The organism is Pseudomonas sp. OTU5201 (genome assembly GCF_038440135.1).
Taxonomy (GTDB): Bacteria; Pseudomonadota; Gammaproteobacteria; order Pseudomonadales; family Pseudomonadaceae; genus Metapseudomonas; species Metapseudomonas resinovorans.
Genome location: NZ_JASATC010000022.1, coordinates 12,252 through 32,936 on the forward strand (window position 1 = coordinate 12,252; position 20,685 = coordinate 32,936).

18 protein-coding genes are annotated in these 20,685 nt (G+C 64.7%); 17 read left to right on the plus strand and 1 reads right to left on the minus strand.

From position 1 onward, the window contains the following. The first annotated feature begins 30 nt into the window (after positions 1–30). From tssC to AAHM40_RS15105, 9 genes are all read left to right on the plus strand, one after another. A complete protein-coding gene (gene tssC / locus AAHM40_RS15065; RefSeq protein WP_342245369.1) occupies positions 31–1,509 on the plus strand; it encodes a type VI secretion system contractile sheath large subunit in 1,479 nt (492 codons plus the stop codon). Positions 1,510–1,588: 79 nt separating this feature from the next. Further along, positions 1,589–2,086 carry an Hcp family type VI secretion system effector gene (locus AAHM40_RS15070; RefSeq protein WP_280285525.1) on the plus strand — a complete coding sequence of 166 codons (498 nt, stop codon included), beginning with the start codon at positions 1,589–1,591 and terminating at the stop codon, positions 2,084–2,086. 15 nt (positions 2,087–2,101) lie between these two features. Further along, positions 2,102–2,542, plus strand: coding sequence for a type VI secretion system baseplate subunit TssE (gene tssE, locus AAHM40_RS15075; protein ID WP_342245370.1), 441 nt, complete (start codon positions 2,102–2,104; stop codon positions 2,540–2,542). Continuing rightward, on the plus strand, positions 2,526–4,325 hold the full coding sequence (gene tssF, locus AAHM40_RS15080; RefSeq protein ID WP_342245371.1) for a type VI secretion system baseplate subunit TssF: 1,800 nt from the start codon (positions 2,526–2,528) through the stop codon (positions 4,323–4,325). The genes tssE and tssF overlap by 17 nt, the downstream gene beginning before the upstream one ends. Next, positions 4,289–5,305 carry a type VI secretion system baseplate subunit TssG gene (tssG, locus tag AAHM40_RS15085; RefSeq protein WP_342245372.1) on the plus strand — a complete coding sequence of 339 codons (1,017 nt, stop codon included), beginning with the start codon at positions 4,289–4,291 and terminating at the stop codon, positions 5,303–5,305. Before tssF ends, tssG begins: the two co-directional genes overlap by 37 nt. 2 nt (positions 5,306–5,307) lie before the next feature. Next, positions 5,308–7,854, plus strand: coding sequence for a type VI secretion system ATPase TssH (tssH, locus tag AAHM40_RS15090; protein ID WP_342245373.1), 2,547 nt, complete (start codon positions 5,308–5,310; stop codon positions 7,852–7,854). Between the two features lie 88 nt (positions 7,855–7,942). Continuing rightward, the gene (locus AAHM40_RS15095; RefSeq protein ID WP_342245374.1) at positions 7,943–8,803 is read left to right on the plus strand and encodes a hypothetical protein; all 861 of its coding nucleotides are present in this window, start codon (positions 7,943–7,945) and stop codon (positions 8,801–8,803) included. A gap of 97 nt (positions 8,804–8,900) precedes the next feature. Further along, on the plus strand, positions 8,901–10,907 hold the full coding sequence (tssI, locus tag AAHM40_RS15100) for a type VI secretion system Vgr family protein (protein ID WP_342245375.1): 2,007 nt from the start codon (positions 8,901–8,903) through the stop codon (positions 10,905–10,907). A 2-nt stretch (positions 10,908–10,909) separates the two neighbouring features. Continuing rightward, entirely contained in the window at positions 10,910–11,455 is a 546-nt protein-coding gene (locus tag AAHM40_RS15105) for a toxin-antitoxin system YwqK family antitoxin (RefSeq protein WP_342245376.1), read from the plus strand. Positions 11,456–11,530: 75 nt separating this feature from the next. Here AAHM40_RS15105 and AAHM40_RS15110 read toward each other — a convergent pair whose 3' ends face one another. Further along, the gene (locus AAHM40_RS15110; RefSeq protein WP_342245377.1) at positions 11,531–11,926 is read right to left on the minus strand and encodes a DUF4280 domain-containing protein; all 396 of its coding nucleotides are present in this window, start codon (positions 11,924–11,926) and stop codon (positions 11,531–11,533) included. 312 nt (positions 11,927–12,238) lie between these two features. Here AAHM40_RS15110 and paaA point away from each other — a divergent pair, with 312 nt between their 5' ends. The 8 genes from paaA to paaZ all read left to right on the plus strand — a co-directional run bounded on the left by paaA (position 12,239) and on the right by paaZ (position 20,130). Continuing rightward, positions 12,239–13,231, plus strand: a complete 993-nt coding sequence (gene paaA, locus AAHM40_RS15115) for a 1,2-phenylacetyl-CoA epoxidase subunit PaaA (protein WP_342245378.1) — start codon at positions 12,239–12,241, stop codon at positions 13,229–13,231. 27 nt (positions 13,232–13,258) lie between these two features. Continuing rightward, positions 13,259–13,540 (plus strand): 1,2-phenylacetyl-CoA epoxidase subunit PaaB, encoded by a 282-nt coding sequence (gene paaB / locus AAHM40_RS15120; RefSeq protein ID WP_016493150.1) that lies wholly within the window; start codon positions 13,259–13,261, stop codon positions 13,538–13,540. A 10-nt stretch (positions 13,541–13,550) separates the two neighbouring features. Continuing rightward, positions 13,551–14,312 carry a 1,2-phenylacetyl-CoA epoxidase subunit PaaC gene (gene paaC, locus AAHM40_RS15125; RefSeq protein WP_342245379.1) on the plus strand — a complete coding sequence of 254 codons (762 nt, stop codon included), beginning with the start codon at positions 13,551–13,553 and terminating at the stop codon, positions 14,310–14,312. Beyond that, the gene (gene paaD, locus AAHM40_RS15130) at positions 14,299–14,832 is read left to right on the plus strand and encodes a 1,2-phenylacetyl-CoA epoxidase subunit PaaD (RefSeq protein ID WP_342245380.1); all 534 of its coding nucleotides are present in this window, start codon (positions 14,299–14,301) and stop codon (positions 14,830–14,832) included. Before paaC ends, paaD begins: the two co-directional genes overlap by 14 nt. Before the next feature lie 25 nt (positions 14,833–14,857). Next, the gene (gene paaE / locus AAHM40_RS15135; protein ID WP_342245381.1) at positions 14,858–15,934 is read left to right on the plus strand and encodes a 1,2-phenylacetyl-CoA epoxidase subunit PaaE; all 1,077 of its coding nucleotides are present in this window, start codon (positions 14,858–14,860) and stop codon (positions 15,932–15,934) included. A gap of 152 nt (positions 15,935–16,086) precedes the next feature. Next, positions 16,087–16,395 (plus strand): DUF485 domain-containing protein, encoded by a 309-nt coding sequence (locus AAHM40_RS15140; RefSeq protein ID WP_342245382.1) that lies wholly within the window; start codon positions 16,087–16,089, stop codon positions 16,393–16,395. After that, the gene (locus AAHM40_RS15145; protein ID WP_342245383.1) at positions 16,392–18,038 is read left to right on the plus strand and encodes a cation acetate symporter; all 1,647 of its coding nucleotides are present in this window, start codon (positions 16,392–16,394) and stop codon (positions 18,036–18,038) included. The genes AAHM40_RS15140 and AAHM40_RS15145 overlap by 4 nt, the downstream gene beginning before the upstream one ends. Positions 18,039–18,078: 40 nt before the next feature. Further along, a complete protein-coding gene (gene paaZ, locus AAHM40_RS15150; RefSeq protein ID WP_342245384.1) occupies positions 18,079–20,130 on the plus strand; it encodes a phenylacetic acid degradation bifunctional protein PaaZ in 2,052 nt (683 codons plus the stop codon). The last annotated feature ends 555 nt before the right edge of the window (positions 20,131–20,685 follow it).

A 20,685-nucleotide genomic window follows, 5' to 3' on the forward strand; every position in this document is an offset into this window, starting at 1 on the left:
CGATAACCCGACATTCCCGGAGGACTCGCCATGGCCACAGAAGCCGGTGCGAACAGCGAAAGCACCACGCAAACCCTGACCCTGCTCGACCGTATCGTTGCCGAGGGCCGTATGGCCCATGACGACAGCCAGCAAGACTACGCCCGCGACATGCTCGCGGAGTTCGCCACCCAGGTACTCGACGAAGGCATGGCCATCGACAAGGACACGGTGGCCATGATCAATGACCGCATCAGCCAGATCGACGAGCTGATCAGCGACCAGCTCAACCAGGTCCTGCACCACCCCGACCTGCAGAAGCTGGAAGCCTCCTGGCGCGGCCTGCACCTGCTGGTGCAGAACACCGAGACCAGTAACCGCCTGAAGCTGCGCCTGCTCAACGTTACCCAGAAGGAACTGCAGACCGACCTGGAGAAGGCCGTCGAGTTCGACCAGAGTGCGCTGTTCAAGAAGATCTACGAAGAGGAATACGGCACCTTCGGCGGCCATCCGTTCAGCCTGCTGGTGGGCGACTACAACTTCGGCCGTCATCCCCAGGACGTGGCTCTGCTGGAGAAGCTATCCAACGTCGCTGCCGCGGCCCACGCGCCCTTCATCGCCGCCGCCAACCCGAAACTGTTCGACATGAACAGCTTCACCGAGCTGGCCGTGCCGCGTGACCTGGCGAAGGTCTTCGAGAGCCAGGAACTGATCAAGTGGCGCAGCTTCCGCGAGAGCGAAGACTCGCGCTACGTCTCCCTGGTGCTGCCGCACTTTCTCCTGCGCCTGCCCTATGGACCGGACACCCTGCCGGTGGAAGGCATGAACTATGTCGAGGATGTCAACGGCACCGATCACTCCAAGTACCTCTGGGGCAACGCTGCCTGGGCGCTGGCCCAGCGCATCACCGAAGCCTTCGCCAAATACGGCTGGTGCGCGGCCATCCGCGGTGCCGAAGGTGGCGGTGCGGTAGAGGGCCTGCCGGCCCATACCTTCCGCACCAGTTCCGGCGACCTGTCGCTGAAGTGCCCGACCGAAGTGGCCATCACCGACCGCCGCGAGAAGGAGCTAAACGACCTCGGTTTCATCGCCCTCTGCCACAAGAAGAACAGCGACCTGGCGGTGTTCTTCGGCGGCCAGACCACCAACAAGGCCAAGCTCTACAACACCAACGAAGCCAACTCCAACGCGCGCATCTCGGCCATGTTGCCTTACGTGCTCGCCGCCTCGCGCTTTGCCCACTATCTGAAGGTGATCATGCGCGACAAGGTGGGCAGCTTCATGACCCGCGACAACGTGCAGACCTACCTGAACAACTGGATCGCGGACTACGTGCTGATCAACGACAACGCACCGCAGGAAATCAAGGCCCAGTACCCGCTGCGCGAAGCACGGGTGGACGTTTCGGAAGTGGCCGGCAAGCCGGGCGCCTACCGGGCGACCGTGTTCCTGCGCCCGCACTTCCAGCTGGAGGAACTGACCGCTTCGATCCGCCTGGTGGCCAGCCTGCCGCCACCGGTAGCTGCCTGACCCGTGCCGCCCACCGGTCACCCCGGCGGGCGGGCACCACCCTTTTCTCCAGACTTTCCAGAATCAGGAGTTCCATGCGATGGATGCGATCATTCTCGACCTCGGCGACGACATCAAAGGCGACAGCCTGCTCGAGGGCTATACCGACAAGATCGAGGTGATGTCCTACAGCCACAACGTGGCCATGCAGGTCACCAACGACGTCAGCAACTCGGAACGTACTTCAGGCCGGCCGCACATCGGCGAATTCACCCTCACCAAGTTCATCGACACCTCCACCCCGTCGCTGAACGAGTACTGCTGCGCCGGCAAACCCATCACCACGGCGAAGATCACCATCGGCCGCAACGCAGCCGAAGGCGACGGCAAGATCCTGCCCTTCATCGTCTACACCCTGGACAACGTGGTGCTCTCCAACGTCAGCGTGAGCGGGGGTAGCGGTGGCAAGCCGGTCGAAACCCTGTCGCTGAACTTCACCAAGATCAAATGGGAGCTCACCGCCCAGAAGGACGACGGCACCAAGGAGGGCACTGCGGCTTCTACCTGGGACCTGGCCGCCAACAAGTTGGCCAAGTAAGGACGTCGCCCGCTCATGTCGGACGCCGGCCTGCTCCCTCCGCTGTTCGAGCGCCTCTCCGCCCAGGCGGACGAGGCGCCGGCCTTCGACCGCGAGGCGCTGGCCGAATCCGTCCGCCTGGAACTGGCGCGCCTGCTCAACACACGCCGATCCAGTACCAGGACCAGTCGGCCACTGACCATCCTCGACTATGGCATCGGCGACTGGAGCGCCTTGCAGGCGCAGCGCGGCGACGACCGACGCCAACTGGTGCGGGAAATCCGCACCGCCGTGCAGCACTTCGAACCGCGCTTGCAGCTCACGGATGTGGATGCCGCCCCCATCCCCGGCCAGCCGCAACGACTGCGCATCCGCCTCGGCGGCAGCCTGCGCAGTGGCCAGCGCACCTGGCCGGCACTATTCGTCATCGACAACAGCGAAGCGGGTCTCGAGGTGCGCCATGAGCGACTCGATTGACCCGGAACTGCTGGACTACTACCAACGCGAACTCACCTGGCTGCGTCATGCCGGCGCCAGCTTCGCTGCGCGTTACCCCAAAGTTGCCCGGCGCCTGGAACTGGCCCCCGGCGAGTGCCCGGACCCGCACGTGGAACGCCTGCTGGAAGGCTTCTCCCTGCTGACCGCGCGCCTGCAACGACGTCTGGACGACGACTACGCCGAGTTCAGCGACGCCCTGCTGGAGCAGCTCTACCCCCTGGCCCTGCGCCCCCTGCCCTCCTGCGCCATCGTCCAGTTCGAACCGGACCCGACCCAGGGCAGCCTGGCCGAGGGCTACCGGATGCCCCGCGACACACCGCTGTTCGTCACCACCAGCCAGGGCGCCAGCGTGCATTTCCGCACCACGGCCGAGGCCACGCTCTGGCCAATTCGTATCGGCGAAGCGACGCTGCTGGACGGCGACGAGGCCGTGGCCCTGACCGGCCGCCCCGAAGCACGCTCTGCCCTGCGCCTGGAATTGCACTGCCTGGGTGAGTTCGACTGGGCGCAGCTGCCAGTTCGCCAACTGCGCCTGCACCTGGCCGCCTCACCGGTCAGCAACGCCGCGCTCTACGATCTGCTCGGCGCCCACGCCCTCGGCATTCATTGCGGTGTGCCGGGACAGCCCTTGCTGCCCTGCTCGGGCGAACCACAGCTGGTGGGTTTCGCCGACGACCAGGCGTTGCTGCCCGAGGAAGACGGCCAGCATCCAGGCCTGCGCCTGCTGGCGGAGTACTTCACCTTCCCCGACAAGTTCGCCTTCTTCGATATTCCGATCCAGCCACCGACGGTGGGCGGTCGCGACTGCTTGCTGGTCATCGCCTTCGACCGCGCCCCGGCAGGTCGCCTGCACTTGCAGCCGAGTGACCTGCGCCTGGGTTGCACGCCGGCCATCAACCTGTTTCCGCGCACCTCTGAACCGTTGCGCCCGGACGGCACGCGCAGCGAATACCGCCTGGTGGCCGATGCTCACCGCGAAAGCAGCGTAGAAATCCACAGCATCCGCGCCGTGCGCGCCGCCTCACCCCGTGGCGTCAGCCAGGTTCCGGCCTACTACGGCCATGCCCACGGGACCGCCTCCACCGCTGCTCGCCTCTACTGGCACGCCCGCAGGGTGCAGGGCATGAGCCCCAATCGACTCGGCACCGACCTGCTGCTGAGCCTGGTGGACACTGGTTTCGACCCGTTGCTGGACGCCCCCGAGTACAGCCTGACGGCCGAGCTGCTGTGCACCAACCGGCACCTGGCCGAGAACCTGCCCGCGGGTACCCGCCTGGGCTTCGAGCGGCCCGGTCCCATCGCCCGCGCCAGCCTGCGCAACCCGCCCAGCCCGCAGAGCCTGCCGCGCCTGTCGGGTGAATCGCGCTGGCGCATGGTGTCGCAGCTCACCCTCAACCACCTGTCCCTGGTGGAGGGGCCACAGGCCCTGGAAGCCCTGCGCGAACTGCTTGACCTGCACAATCTGCGCGACGACGGCAGCGCCCGCCGGCAGATCGACGGCATCGCCCGACTGACCTGCGAGCGCGTGGTGGCGCGGGTCGGCGACGACGCCTGGCGCGGCTGGCGCAATGGCCTGGAAGTACGCATCACGCTCGACTCGCAACACTTCGCCGGTGCCAGCGCAGTGCTCTTCTCGGCCGTGCTGGCGCAATTCTTTTCGCTCTACGCGACCGCCAACCGCTTCGTGCGCACCGTGCTGGTCGATGCCGACAAGGAGGTCAGGACGTGGCAGCCCCAAGCCGGAATGCCCCTCTCCCTCTGAGCCGGCGCCTGCGCGACGCGCCCCAGGCCTTCGAACTCCTGCAGGCGCTCCTGCTGCTGGAGCGCGAACGGCCCGCTAGCGAGTCCCTTGGCCGCAGCAGCGCGCCCCAGGGCGAAGCGTTGCGCCTGCGCGGCCCCTTGACCCCTACCTTCGCCGCCAGCCAGGTGGAGCGCCTGGACGAGGAGGCCGGCCAACCACCGACGCTGACCACGCCGGTATTCGGCCTTGGCGGACCCGATGGCCCCTTGCCCTACGCCTATCAGGAATGGCTGCAGCAACGCGCGAAGCAGAAAGATCACGCCCCGGCGGAATTCCTCGACCTGTTCCAGCACCGCCTGCTCAGCCTGCTCTATCGCGTTCTGGACAAGCATCGCCTGGCCCTGGGTTTCCGCGCGCCGGAGGACTCGCCAGCACGGGACCAGATGCTCGCGCTCTGCGGCTTGCTGCCGGACGCCCTGCAAAACCGTCTGACGCTGCCCGACTCCGCCGTGACCGCGCGAACTGCGCTCTTTGCCGGCGGCCGACGCTCCCTGGCCGGCTTCGCCGCGCTGGTCCGCCACCAGTTCAGCGTCGAGGTGCATTACGAGGCCTACCAGGGCGGCTGGCGGGATATCCCGCCGGCAAGCCGCAGCCTCCTGCAACGCCGGGGCCGCAACCTGCGACTGGGCCTCGATGCAATCGCCGGCACCCGCGTGTGGGACGAGCATGCCGGCATCCGCCTGACCCTTGGGCCGCTGGCCAGCGAACGCGCGCCGGACTTCCTTCCTGGTGGTGCCGAGCACACCCGGCTTGCCAGCCTCGCCGCGCTCTACTTCGGCCCGGACCTCGACTGCACCCTGCGCCTGCTGGTGCGCCCCGGTGCGCCGTTGTCCCTGGACCGCACCCAACCGCCGCGCCTGCGCTGGAGTGGCGGCCTGCACCTGCGCGGCGAACAGCTGCAAACGATCGACACTCGCTTGCGCCATTCGGAGGTGGCCTGACCATGGAACTCGGCAGCCTGATCGGACGCCTCAACGCACAAAGCCGCCGCGCCCTGGAACGGGCCGCGCAACGCTGCCTGCAGCGCACCCACCACTACGTGGAAATCGAACACCTGCTGCTGGAGCTGATGGACATTGAAGGCGGCGACCTCGCCTATCTCTTGCCACGCTTCGGCCTGGAGCGCGACACGGTGGCCTCGGAGATCAACCTGGCATTGGAGTTGTTCAAGGCCGGCAACACCCGCACGCCGGCACTCTCCGCGCAAACCATCGGCCTGTTGGAAGATGCCGTGGTGCAGGCCAGCGTATCCGGCCAGCAGAGCATCCGATCCGGGCTCTTGCTGCTCGCCCTGCTCGACCGTGACGAGCGCCGCACCCTGCTGCTGAATAGCGCCTCGTCCCTGCTGCGCATCCCCCGCGAAGCCTTGCGCAGCAACCTGCAGGAATGGACCCAGGCATCCCGCGAGCAGCCCGCTTCAACGCAGGCAGCCAAAGGCAAGCCCGCCCAGCCCGGCGCCCAGGACTCCATCCTCGACCAGTACACCCAGGACCTCACCGCCGATGCCCATGCCGGGCGCATCGACCCCATCGTCGGGCGCGACAGCGAGATCCGTCAGAGCATCGACATCCTCCTGCGCCGCCGGCAAAACAACCCCATCCTGGTGGGTGCTCCTGGCGTGGGCAAAACGGCTGTGGTCGAGGGCCTGGCCCTGCGCATCGCCGCGGGCGACGTGCCGCCCCCCTTGCAAGATGTCAGCCTGCGGGTGCTCGACCTTGGCCTGCTGCAAGCCGGCGCCGGCGTCAAAGGCGAGTTCGAACAACGCCTGAAAGGCGTGATCGACGGCGTACGCAATGCCGAGAAGCCAATCATCCTGTTTATCGACGAGGCCCACACCCTGATCGGCGCCGGCGCCGCCGAAGGCCAGAGTGACGCGGCCAACCTGCTCAAGCCGGCGCTGGCCCGTGGCGAACTGCGCACCCTCGCCGCCACCACCTGGCTGGAATACAAGAAGTACTTCGAGAAAGACCCGGCCCTGGCCCGGCGCTTCCAACTGGTGCAAGTGGAAGAACCGGACGAGACCACAGCCGTGGAAATGCTGCGGGGAGTCGCCGCCAAGCTCGAACAGCACCACGGCGTGCAGGTGCTGGATGTGGCCATCCATGACGCAGTGAAACTCTCCCATCGCTACATCTCCGGCCGGCAACTGCCGGACAAGGCCATCAGCGTGCTCGACACCGCCTGCGCCCGCGTCGCCCTCGGCCAACACGATGTACCGCCGCCGCTGGAAAGCCTGCGCCACCGTGAACAATCCCTGGAGGAAGAGCTGCAACGCCTGCGCCGCGAACAGGCCACCGGGCTCGACCACCGCGAGCGCATTACCGCGCTGGAGGCCGAATCACGCAGCAACCTCGTCGCCATTCGCGAGTTGGAAACCCGTTGGGCAGAGGAACGCGAAGCCGTGCGCGAACTACTGGATGCCCGCCGCGAACTGCTCACCCTCAGCGACAGCGTCGACGCCAGCAAGCCAAACGAAGAACTGGATGATCGCATCGACCACCTGGCCGCCGAACTGGCCCGCCTGGAAGCCGGCCTGGACGCCATCCGTCAGGACGACCCGCTGGTGCCCGAGCAGGTGGACTCCAAGACCGTCGCAGCGGTGATCGCTGGCTGGACGGGCATCCCCATTGGCAAGATGCTCGCAGACGAAGCCCACGCCGTACGCACTCTGGGCCAGCGCATGGCGCAGCGCGTCATGGGCCAGGACAGCGCACTGGGCACCATCGCCCAGCGCATCCAGGCCTATCGCGCAGGCCTCACCGATCCGCAGAAGCCGGTGGGCGTCTTCCTGCTGGTGGGCCCCACCGGCGTCGGCAAGACCGAAACCGCCTACGCCCTTGCCGACGCCCTCTACGGCGGCGAGCGCAACCTCATCAGCATCAACCTCTCCGAGTACCAGGAAGCCCACACCGTCAGCCAGCTCAAGGGCGCCCCGCCCGGCTATGTCGGCTACGGTTCCGGTGGCGTGCTCACCGAAGCCGTGCGCCGCCGCCCCTACTCGGTGGTGCTGCTGGACGAGATCGAAAAGGCCCACCCGGATGTGCTGGAGGCCTTCTACAACGTCTTCGACAAGGGCGTGATGGAAGACGGCACCGGCCTGGTGGTGGACTTCAAAAACACCGTGATGCTCGCCACCAGCAATGTCGGTGCCGAACTGGTGTTGGACACCACACCCGACCAGCTCGGCAACGACGCCTTCAACGAACGCCTGCGCAAGGTCCTGCTGCAAGCCTTCCGCCCCGCCTTCCTCGCCCGCATGACCGTGGTGCCCTACCGCCCGCTGGACGAAGCGACCCTGGAAGGCATCGTCATCGCCAAACTGGAGAAACTCCAGGGCCGTTACAAGGCCGCCACCGGCAAACAGTTCGACTTCGACCCGGCCATCGTGAAAGCGGTATTGACCAAGTGCAGTTCGGCGGGAGCACGGGATATCGAGAATGTGTTGATGGCGCAGGTGACAGGGAAGTTGGCGGAGTGGGTGTTGGAGTAATTCATGGGCATGACACCAACAACTCCCACTCCAAACCCACCAAACAATCACCCTTCCCCATCAATTCTAAAATCAGGGAGGACATAAGATGACTGTTTACATTGGCAGATATACTGCGGGGGATTTTTTTCGTTTCCCCTCGGCAAGCGACATCGAAACCGGGCTTGAAATGTGCGACCAATTAATATCCTGCCCATATATCAAGCCCCAAGGCGCTGAAATTTCATTCGAGGCTTTTCCGCCGTTCTATCTTTACAACAACTGGGAAGGCCAGATACTGGCACCGGACGATTCCCACTTCAGACTAGACCTGCAAGGAAAACCTTCCAATCTGGTGACAAGAGAGATCATATGGAGGGACACAAGACCACCGGAGGAATTGATCGGCAAATTGAAGCATTTTTGCCAATGGCAATTACAGTTCGGCTCGGAAGGCTCCAAGAGGATTACACGCACCACAAATGCCGCCGTCGTAGATTATCGCTCAAAACACAAAGGTTCTATCGCGGGAGTAATGCAAGCCATGAACCATCGGATTACGCTGGATGACTTCAAGGCTGCGCTGAGTTACAGCTTCGAGAACAACACCGAAAATGGGCGAACTTTCGGGGTAGTGGTATCCGACGCAATCGAAGAGCCAACCCCACCCGCATCGCTATTTTCGTCTTTGCCAAAGGCTGAATTTCGATGCTCCACCCACGACATGAAATCCGAGTACTGCAAGACCAAGCCGGCAAGGAAGACGTTTGTTCTGATATTTCCATCCCAGACAATCCGCAAACGATACACTCCAACTGAACACATTTCGCGCGGCCCTTGGGGAAGCATCCGAACTAGCGAGCAAACCCTCCTACGCTGCCCGGCATGCGCTGCCCACTTAGAATATGTAAGGGACTTACCGATGTCTGCGCCAAGACCCGAACCCGAGTGGATCATATGGGTAGAGTGAGAACCCGCAATAATTCTCAGGAAACAACTTAGTTATTCTTCAGAAGAAACATCTCGTTCCAGCCGAACAACTCACAAGTTAATGGTTGAGGCTTTTGATGCCCCGTCCCGTCGACTCCACCACCAGCCTCTCCCTCACTGCATCGGCCCTGGCGGACCTGTATCCACAGCACTTGGCCGGCGGGGAGCACCTGAACCGTCTGGGCAGCATGCACCTGAATGGCTACAGCGCCACCGCCCTCACACTGACCAGCGCCGTGGCGTCCCATGTCACCACCACCCTCCACAACGACGGCAATCAACGCCGCCTCGACGCCCTGGTCGCCGAGATTCACCAGCTCCCCGCCGACGCCACCGCCGAACGCTATCAGCTGGTGCTGCGTCCCTGGCTCTGGTGGCTCACCCTGGCGAGCAATAACCGGGTGTTCCAGAACCTCGCCACCAGCGACATCGTCACCACCATCTTCAAGGCCCACGGTTTCACCGACTTCGAGGTGAAACTCACCGGCAGCTACAGCCCGCGGGAATACTGCGTGCAGTACGGCGAGACGGACTTCGCTTTCGTTTCGCGGCTGCTGGAGGAGGAAGGCATCTTCTGGTTCTTCACCCACGAGGACGGCAAGCACACTCTGGTGCTGGGCGACAGCAACGATGCTTTCGTACAGATGCCCTACGGGCCGAAGGTGCCCTATCTGGGCCAGGGCATCGGTGAGCGCGAGCTGCACGGCGTACGTTCCGGGCAGCTGTGCCTGCAGGCGGTGGCCGGGGTGTACAGCGCCACGGACTACGAATTCACCACGCCCACCACCTCGCTCTACAGCCAGGCCGAGGCGGTGTCCGGGCCACGAACAATGTATGAGCATCCGGGCGGTTACACCGCCAAGGCGCGTGGGGATGCCTTGTCCAAACAACGGGTAGATGAGCTACGCAGCCAGGAAAAGCGCTTCATCGGCGAGAGCGATTGCCGCTGGCTGGTGCCGGGGCACTGGTTCACTCTCAGCGGCCATGACGATGACGCGCTGAATATCGACTGGGTAGTGACCTCGGTGACTCACGAGGCCAGCCACGAGCATTACCGCAATCGCTTCGAGGCCATCCCCAGGGCCGCCCACTACCGTCCACCGCGCACCACGTCCAAGCCGCGCATGCACACGCAGACAGCTGTCGTCGTCGGCAAGGCTGGCGAAGAGATCTGGACCGACCAGTACGGCCGCATCAAGATCCAGTTCCCCTGGGACCGCGACGGCAAGAATGACGAAACCTCGTCCTGCTGGGTACGTGTGGTTCTGCCCTGGAGCGGCAAGGGCTTCGGCATGCAGTTCATCCCGCGCATCGGCCAGGAAGTGATCGTCACCTTCATCGATGGCGACCCGGACCGCCCGCTGGTGACCGGCTGCGTCTACAACGGTGACAACGCCCTGCCCTATGCCCTGCCTGCCAACCAGACCCAGTCCGGGATCAAGACCAACTCCTCCAAGGGTGGCGGCGGCTTCAACGAGCTGCGCTTCGAGGACAAGAAGGACGCCGAGGAAGTCTTCCTCCAGGCGCAGAAGGACCTCAAGGTCAACGTCCTCAACGACAGCAGCGCCACCATCGGCCACGACGAAACCCTCACGGTGCAGAACGCCCGCACCCGCACGGTGAAGGAAGGCGACGAGACCATCACCCTGGAAAAGGGCAAGCGCAGCGTCACCATCCAGACCGGCAGTGACAGCCTGGATGTGAAGGACAGCCGCACAGTGACGGTGGGCGCCGACCAGACCCACAGCACCGGCGGCAACTACAGCCACAAGGTGACGGGCAACTACGAGCTCACCGTGGACGGCAACCTCACCATCAAGGTCAGCGGCACCCTCACCCTGCAGAGCGGCGGCAGCCTGACCCTCAAGAGCGATGCCGACCTCGCCGCACAGGCCGGTACGTCCATCACCCAGAAAGCCGGCACTTCCCTGACCAACCAGGCGGGTACGTCGCTGGACAACAAGGCCGGCACGACCTTGACCAACGACGCCGGTATCAGCCTGACCAACAAGGCCAGCGCCGAACAGACGGTGGATGGCGGCGGCATGTTGACCATCAAAGGCGGCCTGGTGAAGGTGAACTGAACATGGCGAACTCCGGAAAGCTCGACCTCACGCGCGGCGACAGCCGCATGCAAGGCCAACTGCAGGGCGGCCAGCTGGAAGGGCCGGTGCGCATCGAGGAAGCTGGCCGTCCCCAGGCCCAGCTCAGCTACAGCCAGGGCGAGCTGAACGGCCCGTCCACCCTCTTCCACCCCAACGGCCGGGTTTCGGCGCAGATGCTTTACATGCGCGGCAAACTGCATGGAGTGGCAACCTTCCATGCTCCGGAAGGCTGGCTGCAACGCAAGGTGAGCTACCGCCAGGGGCTGATGCATGGCGAAGCGATCAGCTACTACCCGGACGGCAGCGTCGCGGAGATCGAGCAGTATCGCGACGGCGTGCGCGACGGCCCCTACCAGCGCTTCCACGGTAACGGTCAACTGGCCCTACGCAGCCGCTACCTGAAGGGCCAACTGCTGGAGCCGGGCCAACCCTTTGCCGAAGATGGACGACCGCTGGACGCCGAGGGCAAGCCCATGTCCCGGCTGCGCTGGTGGTGGAAACGCTGGACCGAACCAGCGCAAGCCTGACAGCGCCTTCACCGGTAAGCCGGCTCCCAGCCGCTGTAGGAGCGAGCTTGCTCGCGAAGCGGACTCAGCACCGGTCTAGGGAATCAACATCTGCACCTGGCCGGGCATAACGATCTTGATCACGCCCGCCCAGCTGCACATCAACGTGCTGTTCGAGTCCAGCGCCGGCATATTGCCCAGCAGCACGGTGGGCGCGCCGCCGGGAATCCACGGCGCCGCCGTGGCCGGTATGCAGGGCATGGGGGTCAGCACGCCGAGGGCGGCGGCGGTGGCGGCGGCCACCGTGGGATTGGCCAGACTCTGGCACATGCCGAAGGTGGGAACATTCACCAGGGGGATGTGATCCATGATGTTCGCCGCCGGCATCCCACCCGTCAGGGTGCGGTTAACCGGCAGCACGTTGAGTACCGTCGGCGCCACGCCGAAACTGCATTGCAGCGTCGCGCCGCTGCACACCTGCGGACATCCCATGTTCCATCCTCCTCCGTTCGTCGCCTGAAACTCTAGACGACCCTCCCGATTGTCGCCTGGCGCAACAACCGTTCATATCGCAATCAATCACCACAACCTTCCTGTATCACATCACGCGATACGGGATCGCGCGCGTTCCCTGTGGGGGCGTCGCCCAGCGTCTTATGCCAGAAGCGCACCCTCGGCTTTCCTGAAAGCGATACAAAAACTCTATTCGATACACAATTTAGTGTTTGATATTTGATTTCGTATCATTTAAAAATAACGCCATGGCCAAGCCACCCCACGAACCCTGCATGGCTGGAGAACGGCATGTACGCACAATTGGTTGAGACCGGCGTGAAGCGCATCAAGGCGCTGGAGGAGATGTCCCCCGAAGAACGCGCCTTCCAGGAAAAGATCGACGCGGAGATCAAGATCGAGGCGAAGAACTGGATGCCGGACGCTTACCGGCAGACCCTGATCCGCCAGATTTCCCAGCACGCCCACTCCGAGATCGTCGGCATGCTGCCGGAGGGCAACTGGGTGACCCGCGCACCGACCCTCAAGCGCAAGCTGCAGCTGATGGCCAAGATCCAGGACGAAGCCGGTCACGGCCTCTACCTGTACAGCGCCATGGAAACCCTGGGTGCCGACCGCGATACCGAAATTGCCAAGCTGCACTCGGGCCGCGCCAAGTACTCGAGCATCTTCAACTACCCGACCCTGAGCTGGGCCGACATGGGCGCTGTGGGTTGGCTGGTGGATGGCGCGGCCATCGTCAACCAGGTGGTGCTGCAGCGCACCTCTTATGGCCCCTACTCCCGCGCCATGATCCGCATCTGCAAGGAAGAGTCGTTCCACCAGCGCCAGGGCTACGAAATCCTCCTGCACATGATGCGTCACGGTACCCAGGCCCAGAAGGACATGGTCCAGGACGCCATCAACCGTCTCTGGTGGCCGTCGCTGATGATGTTCGGCCCGAGTGACGCCGACTCCCCCAACAGCGCCCAGTCCATGGCCTGGAAGATCAAGCGCCAGAGCAACGACGAGCTGCGCCAGCGCTTCATCGACCAGACCGTGCCGCAACTGGAGCTGCTCGGCTGCACCGCCCCCGACCCGCACCTGAAGTGGAACGAGGAACGCGGTCACTACGACTTCGGCGACATCCAATGGGAAGAGTTCTACGAAGTGCTCAAGGGCAACGGCCCATGCAACGTCGAGCGCGTCGCCACCCGCCGCAAAGCCATCGAAGACGGCGCCTGGGTCCGCGAAGCCGCGGTAGCCCACGCCCGTAAACAACAACGCAAAGCGAACGCCGCTTGACCTGCCTCTGAGCTGGAGATTCCTGCCATGTCTGAATGGACCCTTTTTGAAGTTTTCGTGCGCAGCAAGCACGGCCTGAATCACAAGCACGTCGGCAGCGTGCATGCCGCTGACGCGCGCATGGCCATCGAGAACGCTCGCGAGCTGTACACCCGCCGCAACGAAGGTGTGAGCCTCTGGGTGGTGCCTTCCGCGCTGATCACCGCCTCCTCCCCGGACGAGAAGGAGCCGCTGTTCGACCCGTCCCAGGACAAGGTCTATCGCCACGCCAGCTTCTACGAGCTGCCGGCTGAAGTCGGCCACATGTGAGGCCGCTGCCATGACTCAACGCGAAGACCTCATCCAATACCTGCTGCGCCTCGGCGACAGCGCCCTGATCCAGGGCCAGCGCCTGTGCGAATGGTGCGGCCATGCCCCAGCGCTGGAAGAAGAACTGGCACTGATGAACGTCGGCCTCGACCTGGTGGGCCAGGCCCGCAACTGGCTGGACTACGCCGCCGAGCTGATTGCCGACGGCCGTGATGCCGACCACCTGGCATTCCGCCGTGACGAGCGCGCCTACCGCAATCTGCTGCTGGTGGAGCAACCCAACGGCGACTACGCCGTGACCATTACCAAGCAGTTCTTCTACGACGCCTGGCACTTCCAGGTGCTGCACGGGCTTATCCAGTCCACCGACGAGCGCATTGCTGGCATCGCCGCCAAGGCCCTGAAGGAAGTCACCTACCACCTGCGCCGCTCCAGCGAATGGGTCGAGCGCCTGGGCGACGGTACCGAGGAAAGCCACCGGCGCATGCTGGCGGCCATACGCGACGTATGGCGCTTCACCGTCGAACTGGTGAATGGTGACGAGGTTGAGCAACGCCTGTTCGAGTCCGGCATTGCGCCGAACCCGGCAGAGATCGCCATCGCTTGGAAATCCAAGGTCGCCGACATTTTCGCCAGCGCCACCCTGCCGCTGCCGGAACCGGCCAGCTACTTCTACCTGTCCGGTCGCAAGGGCCTGCATACCGAGCACCTCGGCCTGCTGCTGGCCGAAATGCAGTTCCTCCAGCGGGCCCACCCCGATGCGTCCTGGTGAGCTGATCGCCAGCGACCGCGGCGCCCGGGCCGGCGCGCCAGATGATCTGGCGCGCGCCTGGTCGGTCTTGGGCGAGGTGATGGACCCGGAAGTGCCGGTAGTCAGCGTGGTCGACCTCGGCATCGTCCGTGGCCTCGACTGGCAGGACGGCCACTTGCATGTGGTCGTCACCCCGACCTACTCCGGCTGTCCGGCCACCGAGGTGATCGAGCAGGACATCGAGCAGGCCCTGGAAGGCGCCGGCTTTGCCGCGCCGAAGCTGGAGCGCCGCCTGACCCCGGCCTGGACCACTGACTGGATCAGCCTTGAGGGCCGCGAGCGCCTGCGCGCCTACGGCATCGCCCCGCCGGCCGGCAGCACCAGCAAGCGCAGCCTGCTGGGCGAGGCTCCGGATGTGTGCTGCCCACAATGCGGCAGCGCCCACACCGAGCGCCTCAGCGAGTTCGGTTCCACGGCCTGCAAGGCCCTGTACCGCTGCATCGATTGCCGCGAGCCCTTCGACTATTTCAAGTGCATCTGAACGGCGCTGCCGTCGGAGAAGAACAATGAGCAAGTTCCACAGCCTGACAATTCGCGAAGTACGCCCGGAAACCCGCGACGCGGTGTCCATCGCTTTCGACATTCCTGCCGACCTGACCGCGGCATTCCGCTTCACCCAGGGCCAGCACTTGGTGATGCGCACCCAGATGGACGGCGAGGAAGTACGCCGCTCCTACTCCATCTGCACCGGCGTCAACGACGGCGAGCTGCGGGTGGCGATCAAGCGCGTGGCAGGCGGCCGGTTCTCCGCCTTTGCCAACGACAGCCTGAAAGCCGGCCAGAGCCTGGACGTGATGCCGCCGTCCGGCCACTTCTTCGTGGAGCTGGACGCCGCGCGCCACGGCAACTACCTGGCAGTGGCGGCCGGCAGTGGCATCACGCCGATCCTGTCGATCATCAAGACCACTCTGGAAAACGAGCCGAACAGCCGCTTCACCCTGCTCTACGGCAACCGTTCCAGTGCTTCCGCACTGTTCCGCGAGCAGCTGGAGGACCTGAAGAACCGCTACCTGCAGCGCCTCAACCTGATCTTCGTGTTCAGCCGCGAGCAACAGGATGTGGACCTCTATAACGGCCGGATCGATGCCGACAAATGCGGCCAGCTGTTCTCCCGCTGGATCAACGTCAAGGCCCTGGATGCTGCCTTCATCTGCGGCCCGCAGGCGATGACTGAGACCGTGCGCGACCAGCTCAAGGCCAACGGCATGTCGGCAGAGCGCATCCACTTCGAGCTGTTCGCCGCCGCCGGCAGCAGTGCCAAACGTGAAGCCCGCGAAGCCGCTCGCAGCGTGGACAGTGCCGTGAGCCAGGTGACCGTGATCAGCGATGGCCGCGAACTGACCTTCGAGTTGCCGCGCAACAGCGCAAGCGTGCTGGATGCCGGCAACGCCCAGGGTCTGGAGCTGCCCTATTCCTGCAAGGCCGGTGTGTGCTCCACCTGCAAGTGCAAGGTGATCGAAGGCGAGGTGGAGATGGACAGCAACTTCGCCCTGGAGGACTACGAAGTGGCCGCGGGCTACGTGCTGTCCTGCCAGACCTTCCCGGTCAGCAACAAGGTGGTCCTCGACTTCGACCAGCTTTAAGCAGCACCTGTAGGAGCGAGCTTGCTCGCGAAGCTCTTTGGCAGCCCGCATTCGCCAGCAAGCTGGCTCCTATAAGAACCAGAGCAATACCCAGGCCTTGCCGTCGGCCCCTTAAAGCACCGCCTCGACAATCACAAAAAGAGAGAGCAACCATGACCCCGCACGACCTCGATCGCATCCGGCAGCATCCGGATTTCATCCAGCTGGTCCGTCGCAAGCAGCGCCTGACCTGGTCCCTGACCGCCGCCATGCTGGCCATCTACTACGGCTTCGTGCTGCTGGTAGCCTTCGCCCCTGGCGTACTCGGGCAATCGCTCAATGGTGGTGTCACCAGCGTGGGCATGCTGGTCGGCGTGGCCATCATCCTGCTCTCCTTTGCGCTGACCGGCATCTACGTCAAGCGCACCAACAGCCAGCTCGACCCGCTGAACGACAAGCTCAAGCAGGAGTGCAGCCAATGAAAGCCCTCGCCTCCCTGCTGCTTACCGGCGGTCTGCTGGCCACGGAAAGCGCCTTAGCCGCCGATGCAGCCGCGCGTCCGCTTAACTGGAACGCCATCTACATGTTCCTGGCGTTCGTGCTCTTCACCCTCGGCATCACCCGCTGGGCCGCCCTGCGCACCCGTTCGACCGCCGACTTCTATACCGCAGGCGGCGGTCTCACCGGCTTCCAGAACGGCCTGGCGATTGCCGGCGACATGATCAGCGCAGCGTCCTTCCTCGGCATCTCCGCGATGATGTTCATGAACGGCTACGACGGCCTGCTCTACGCCCTGGGCGTGCTCGCCGGCTGGCCGATCATCCTGTTCCTGATCGCCGAACGCCTGCGCAACCTCGGCAAGTACACCTTCGCCGATGTGGTGTCCTATCGTCTGGAGCAGACCCCGATTCGCATTACCGCCGCCTTCGGCACCCTGACCGTGGCGCTGATGTACCTGGTGGCGCAGATGGTCGGCGCCGGCAAACTGATCGAACTGCTGTTCGGTCTCTCCTACACCCAGGCCGTGATGCTGGTGGGCGTGCTGATGGTCTGCTACGTGACCTTCGGCGGCATGCTGGCCACCACCTGGGTGCAGATCATCAAGGCCGTGCTGCTGCTTTCCGGCACCAGCTTCATGGCGTTCATGGTGCTCAAGCACTTCGGTTTCAGTACCGAGGCCATGTTCTCCGCCGCCACCTCGGTACACGCCAAGGGCACTGCCATCATGGCGCCGGGCGGGTTGCTGTCGAACCCCATCGACGCCATTTCCCTGGGGCTGGGCATGATGTTCGGCACCGCCGGCCTGCCGCACATCCTGATGCGTTTCTTCACCGTGAGCGATGCCAAGGAAGCCCGTAAATCGGTGTTCTACGCCACCGGTTTCATCGGCTACTTCTACCTGCTGCTGATCGTGGTTGGCTTCGGGTCCATCGTGATGGTCGGCACCAACCCTGAATTCCGCGACGCGGCTGGCGCCATCATCGGCGGCGGCAACATGGTCGCGGTGCACCTGTCCCACGCCGTCGGTGGCAGCCTGTTCCTCGGTTTCATCTCCGCCGTGGCCTTTGCCACCATTCTGGCGGTGGTCGCTGGTCTGGCCCTGTCCGGCGCCTCGGCCGTCTCTCACGACCTGTATGCCTGTGTGATCCGCAAAGGCCGCGCCAGCGAGCGCGAGGAAATGCGCGTGTCGCGCATCGCCACCCTCTGCATCGGCGCGTTGGCGGTGATCCTCGGCCTGTTGTTCGAGTCGCAGAACATTGCCTTCCTTTCCGGCCTGGTGCTGGCCATCGCCGCGTCGGTCAACTTCCCGGTGCTGTTCCTCTCCATGTTCTGGAAGGGCCTGACCACCCGTGGGGCCGTGGCCGGCAGCGTGATGGGCCTGCTATCCGCCATCGTCCTGCTGGTGTTGAGCCCGGCCGTCTGGGTCAACGTGCTGCATCACGACGCGGCGTTGTTCCCGTACTCCAACCCGGCGCTGTTCTCCATGGGCATGGCCTTCTTCAGTGCCTGGCTGCTCTCGGTGACCGATGCCTCCGAGCGTGCCAGGGAAGAACGTGGCCGCTATCTGGCGCAGTTCATCCGTTCCATGACCGGAATCGGCGCAGCCGGCGCTGCACGCCATTGAGCGCGCCCCTTTCACCTTCTTACTCCGCAGAGAACATCCGATGACCCAAGCCACTACCCTGCAAAGCTTCATCGCCGGCCGCTGGATCGGCCAGCAAGGCGCCCAGGCACTGCGCAGTGCCATCGACGGCAGCACAATCGCCCGCGCCCATGAGGAAGCCCTGGACTTCTCGGAAGCCATCGAGCACGGCCGCAAACGCGGCATCGCCAACCTCATGGCCCTGGACTTCCAGCAGCGTGCGGCGCGCCTCAAGGCCTTGGCGCTTTACCTCAACGAGCACAAGGAACAGCTCTACGCACTGTCGCGCCACAGCGGCGCCACCCGTGCCGACAGCTGGATCGACATCGAGGGCGGCACCTCCACCCTGTTCAGCTACGCCGGCGTCGGCGCTCGCGAACTGCCGTCGGGCAACATCGTGCATGAAGGTCCGGCCATGCCGCTGGGCAAGCAGGGCACCTTCGCCGGTACCCACATCCTGGTGCCGCGCGGCGGCCTGGCCGTGCATATCAACGCGTTCAACTTCCCGATCTGGGGGATGCTGGAGAAGTTCGCCCCGAGCTTCCTCGCCGGCGTGCCGTGCATCGTCAAACCCGCCACCGCGACCAGCTACCTGACCGAAGCTGCCGTGCGCCTGATGCACGAATCCGGCCTGCTGCCGGAAGGCAGCCTGCAGCTGATCATCGGCAGCACCGGCGACCTGCTGGACCGCCTGCAGGGCCAGGACGTGGTGACCTTCACCGGCTCGGCCGACACCGCCGCCAAGCTGCGCGTGAACGCCAACCTGATTCGCAACTCCATTCCCTTCAACGCCGAAGCGGACTCGCTGAACTGCGCCATCCTCGCCCCGGAAATCACCCCGGACGATCCGGAGTTCGACCTCTTCGTCAAGGAAGTCGCCCGCGAGATGACCGTCAAGGCTGGCCAGAAGTGCACCGCCATCCGCCGCGCCATCGTCCCGGCAAAGCACATCGACGCCGTGGCCGAGCGCCTGCGCGAGCGCCTCTCCAAAGTGGTGGTGGGTGACCCCGCCGTGGAAGGCGTGAAGATGGGCGCGCTGGCCTCCCATGCCCAGCAGGCCGACGTGGCCGAGCGCCTGGATGCCCTGCTTACCAGCAGCGACCTGCTGTTCGGCGCGCGTGACGGCTTCGCCCCGCGCGGTGAAGACGTGAACGAAGGCGCCTTTTTCGCCCCCACCCTGCTACGCGCTCGTGATCCGCACGCCGAAGGCGGCGCCCATGACATCGAGGCGTTCGGCCCGGTGAGCACCCTGATGGCCTACGACGACATCGACGAAGCCATTGCCCTGGCTGCCCGCGGCAAGGGCAGCCTGGTGGCCAGCCTGGTCACCAAGGACCCGAAGGTCGCTGCCCACGTCGTACCGCAAGCCGCGGCCCTGCACGGTCGCCTGCACATCCTCGACCGCGAGTCCGCCGCCGAATCCACTGGCCACGGCTCGCCGCTACCGGTACTCAAGCACGGCGGCCCCGGCCGCGCCGGTGGTGGTGAAGAACTGGGCGGCCTGCGCGCGGTGAAGCACTACCTGCAACGCGCCGCCGTCCAGGGCTCGCCCACCATGCTGGCCGCCGTGACCGGCGAACACGTGCGCGGCGCCAAGGTGGTCGAGACCGACGTGCACCCGTTCCGCCGCTACTTCGACGAGCTGCAGATCGGCGAATCCCTGCTGACCCACCGCCGCACCGTGACCGAGGCCGACATCGTCAACTTCGGCTGCCTGTCCGGTGACCACTTCTACATGCACTTCGACGAGCTGGCCGCCAAGGAATCCCAGTTCGGCAAGCGCATCGCCCACGGCTACTTCGTGCTCTCCGCCGCCGCCGGCCTGTTCGTCTCCCCGGCCCCTGGCCCGGTGCTGGCCAACTATGGCCTGGACAGCCTGCGCTTCATCACCCCGGTGGGCATCGGCGACACCATCCAGGCCCGCCTGACCTGCAAGCGCAAGATCGACCAGGGCAAGAAGAGCCCGAAGGGCGAGCCGCAAGGCGTGGTGGCCTGGGACGTGGAAGTCACCAACCAGCACGGCGAGCTGGTGGCCAGCTACGACATCCTCACCCTGGTGCTGAAACGCCCCTGAGCGGTGTGAACGGAGTCGCTGCGTGAGTTTTCGACCGGCCCTTGGGCCGGTTTTTTTTGGGGCTCTTCGTGGAATGTCAGGGAGAAGCGGTGCACACCGGATCGGCAATCCGGTGTGAGGAGGCTTGGAGTCTATTGCCTAGCTCATTGCCGAGCCGGCTTGATGTCTCTGTTTCGCCTTCCCAGGCGACTCCCTTTTCCAATCGCCGGATGGCCGGCCCCGTGAAAAGGAAGCAAAAAACTTGCCCCGGCATCCGGCCCGGCGTGAGGGGCCATCCATGGCCCCACACGCCTCTCGCGGCATCCATGCCGCTCGTCCCCCTGACTCGCTACGCTCGCCCTGCGGGCCAGCCTTCGGCTGTTACTTCGCTTCGCTCCGTTTCACAACGATTCCGCTCGGCCTCCTGAAGGGGCGCTGTCCTTGCCCCACCGTTTTTTCTCAGTTTCAGGCCCGTTTGGGCCTCCGGAATGTTTGGCCGGTGCCGGCGCGAGTCACCCCTCGCCCTCCGGGAGAGGGGCCGGGGGAGAGGGAAGCGCCCGGCTGCACGGTGCCAAT

Bases quoted from the DNA above. Each gene is read 5' to 3' on its own strand.
- tssC (WP_342245369.1), top strand. From the start codon at position 31: ATGGCCACAGAAGCCGGTGCGAACAGCGAAAGCACCACGCAAACCCTG.
- AAHM40_RS15070 (WP_280285525.1), top strand. From the start codon at position 1,589: ATGGATGCGATCATTCTCGACCTCGGCGACGACATCAAAGGCGACAGC.
- tssE (WP_342245370.1), top strand. From the start codon at position 2,102: ATGTCGGACGCCGGCCTGCTCCCTCCGCTGTTCGAGCGCCTCTCCGCC.
- tssF (WP_342245371.1), top strand. From the start codon at position 2,526: ATGAGCGACTCGATTGACCCGGAACTGCTGGACTACTACCAACGCGAA.
- tssH (WP_342245373.1), top strand. From the start codon at position 5,308: ATGGAACTCGGCAGCCTGATCGGACGCCTCAACGCACAAAGCCGCCGC.
- AAHM40_RS15095 (WP_342245374.1), top strand. From the start codon at position 7,943: ATGACTGTTTACATTGGCAGATATACTGCGGGGGATTTTTTTCGTTTC.
- tssI (WP_342245375.1), top strand. From the start codon at position 8,901: ATGCCCCGTCCCGTCGACTCCACCACCAGCCTCTCCCTCACTGCATCG.
- AAHM40_RS15105 (WP_342245376.1), top strand. From the start codon at position 10,910: ATGGCGAACTCCGGAAAGCTCGACCTCACGCGCGGCGACAGCCGCATG.
- AAHM40_RS15110 (WP_342245377.1), bottom strand. From the start codon at position 11,926: ATGGGATGTCCGCAGGTGTGCAGCGGCGCGACGCTGCAATGCAGTTTC.
- paaA (WP_342245378.1), top strand. From the start codon at position 12,239: ATGTACGCACAATTGGTTGAGACCGGCGTGAAGCGCATCAAGGCGCTG.
- paaB (WP_016493150.1), top strand. From the start codon at position 13,259: ATGTCTGAATGGACCCTTTTTGAAGTTTTCGTGCGCAGCAAGCACGGC.
- paaC (WP_342245379.1), top strand. From the start codon at position 13,551: ATGACTCAACGCGAAGACCTCATCCAATACCTGCTGCGCCTCGGCGAC.
- paaD (WP_342245380.1), top strand. From the start codon at position 14,299: ATGCGTCCTGGTGAGCTGATCGCCAGCGACCGCGGCGCCCGGGCCGGC.
- paaE (WP_342245381.1), top strand. From the start codon at position 14,858: ATGAGCAAGTTCCACAGCCTGACAATTCGCGAAGTACGCCCGGAAACC.
- AAHM40_RS15140 (WP_342245382.1), top strand. From the start codon at position 16,087: ATGACCCCGCACGACCTCGATCGCATCCGGCAGCATCCGGATTTCATC.
- AAHM40_RS15145 (WP_342245383.1), top strand. From the start codon at position 16,392: ATGAAAGCCCTCGCCTCCCTGCTGCTTACCGGCGGTCTGCTGGCCACG.
- paaZ (WP_342245384.1), top strand. From the start codon at position 18,079: ATGACCCAAGCCACTACCCTGCAAAGCTTCATCGCCGGCCGCTGGATC.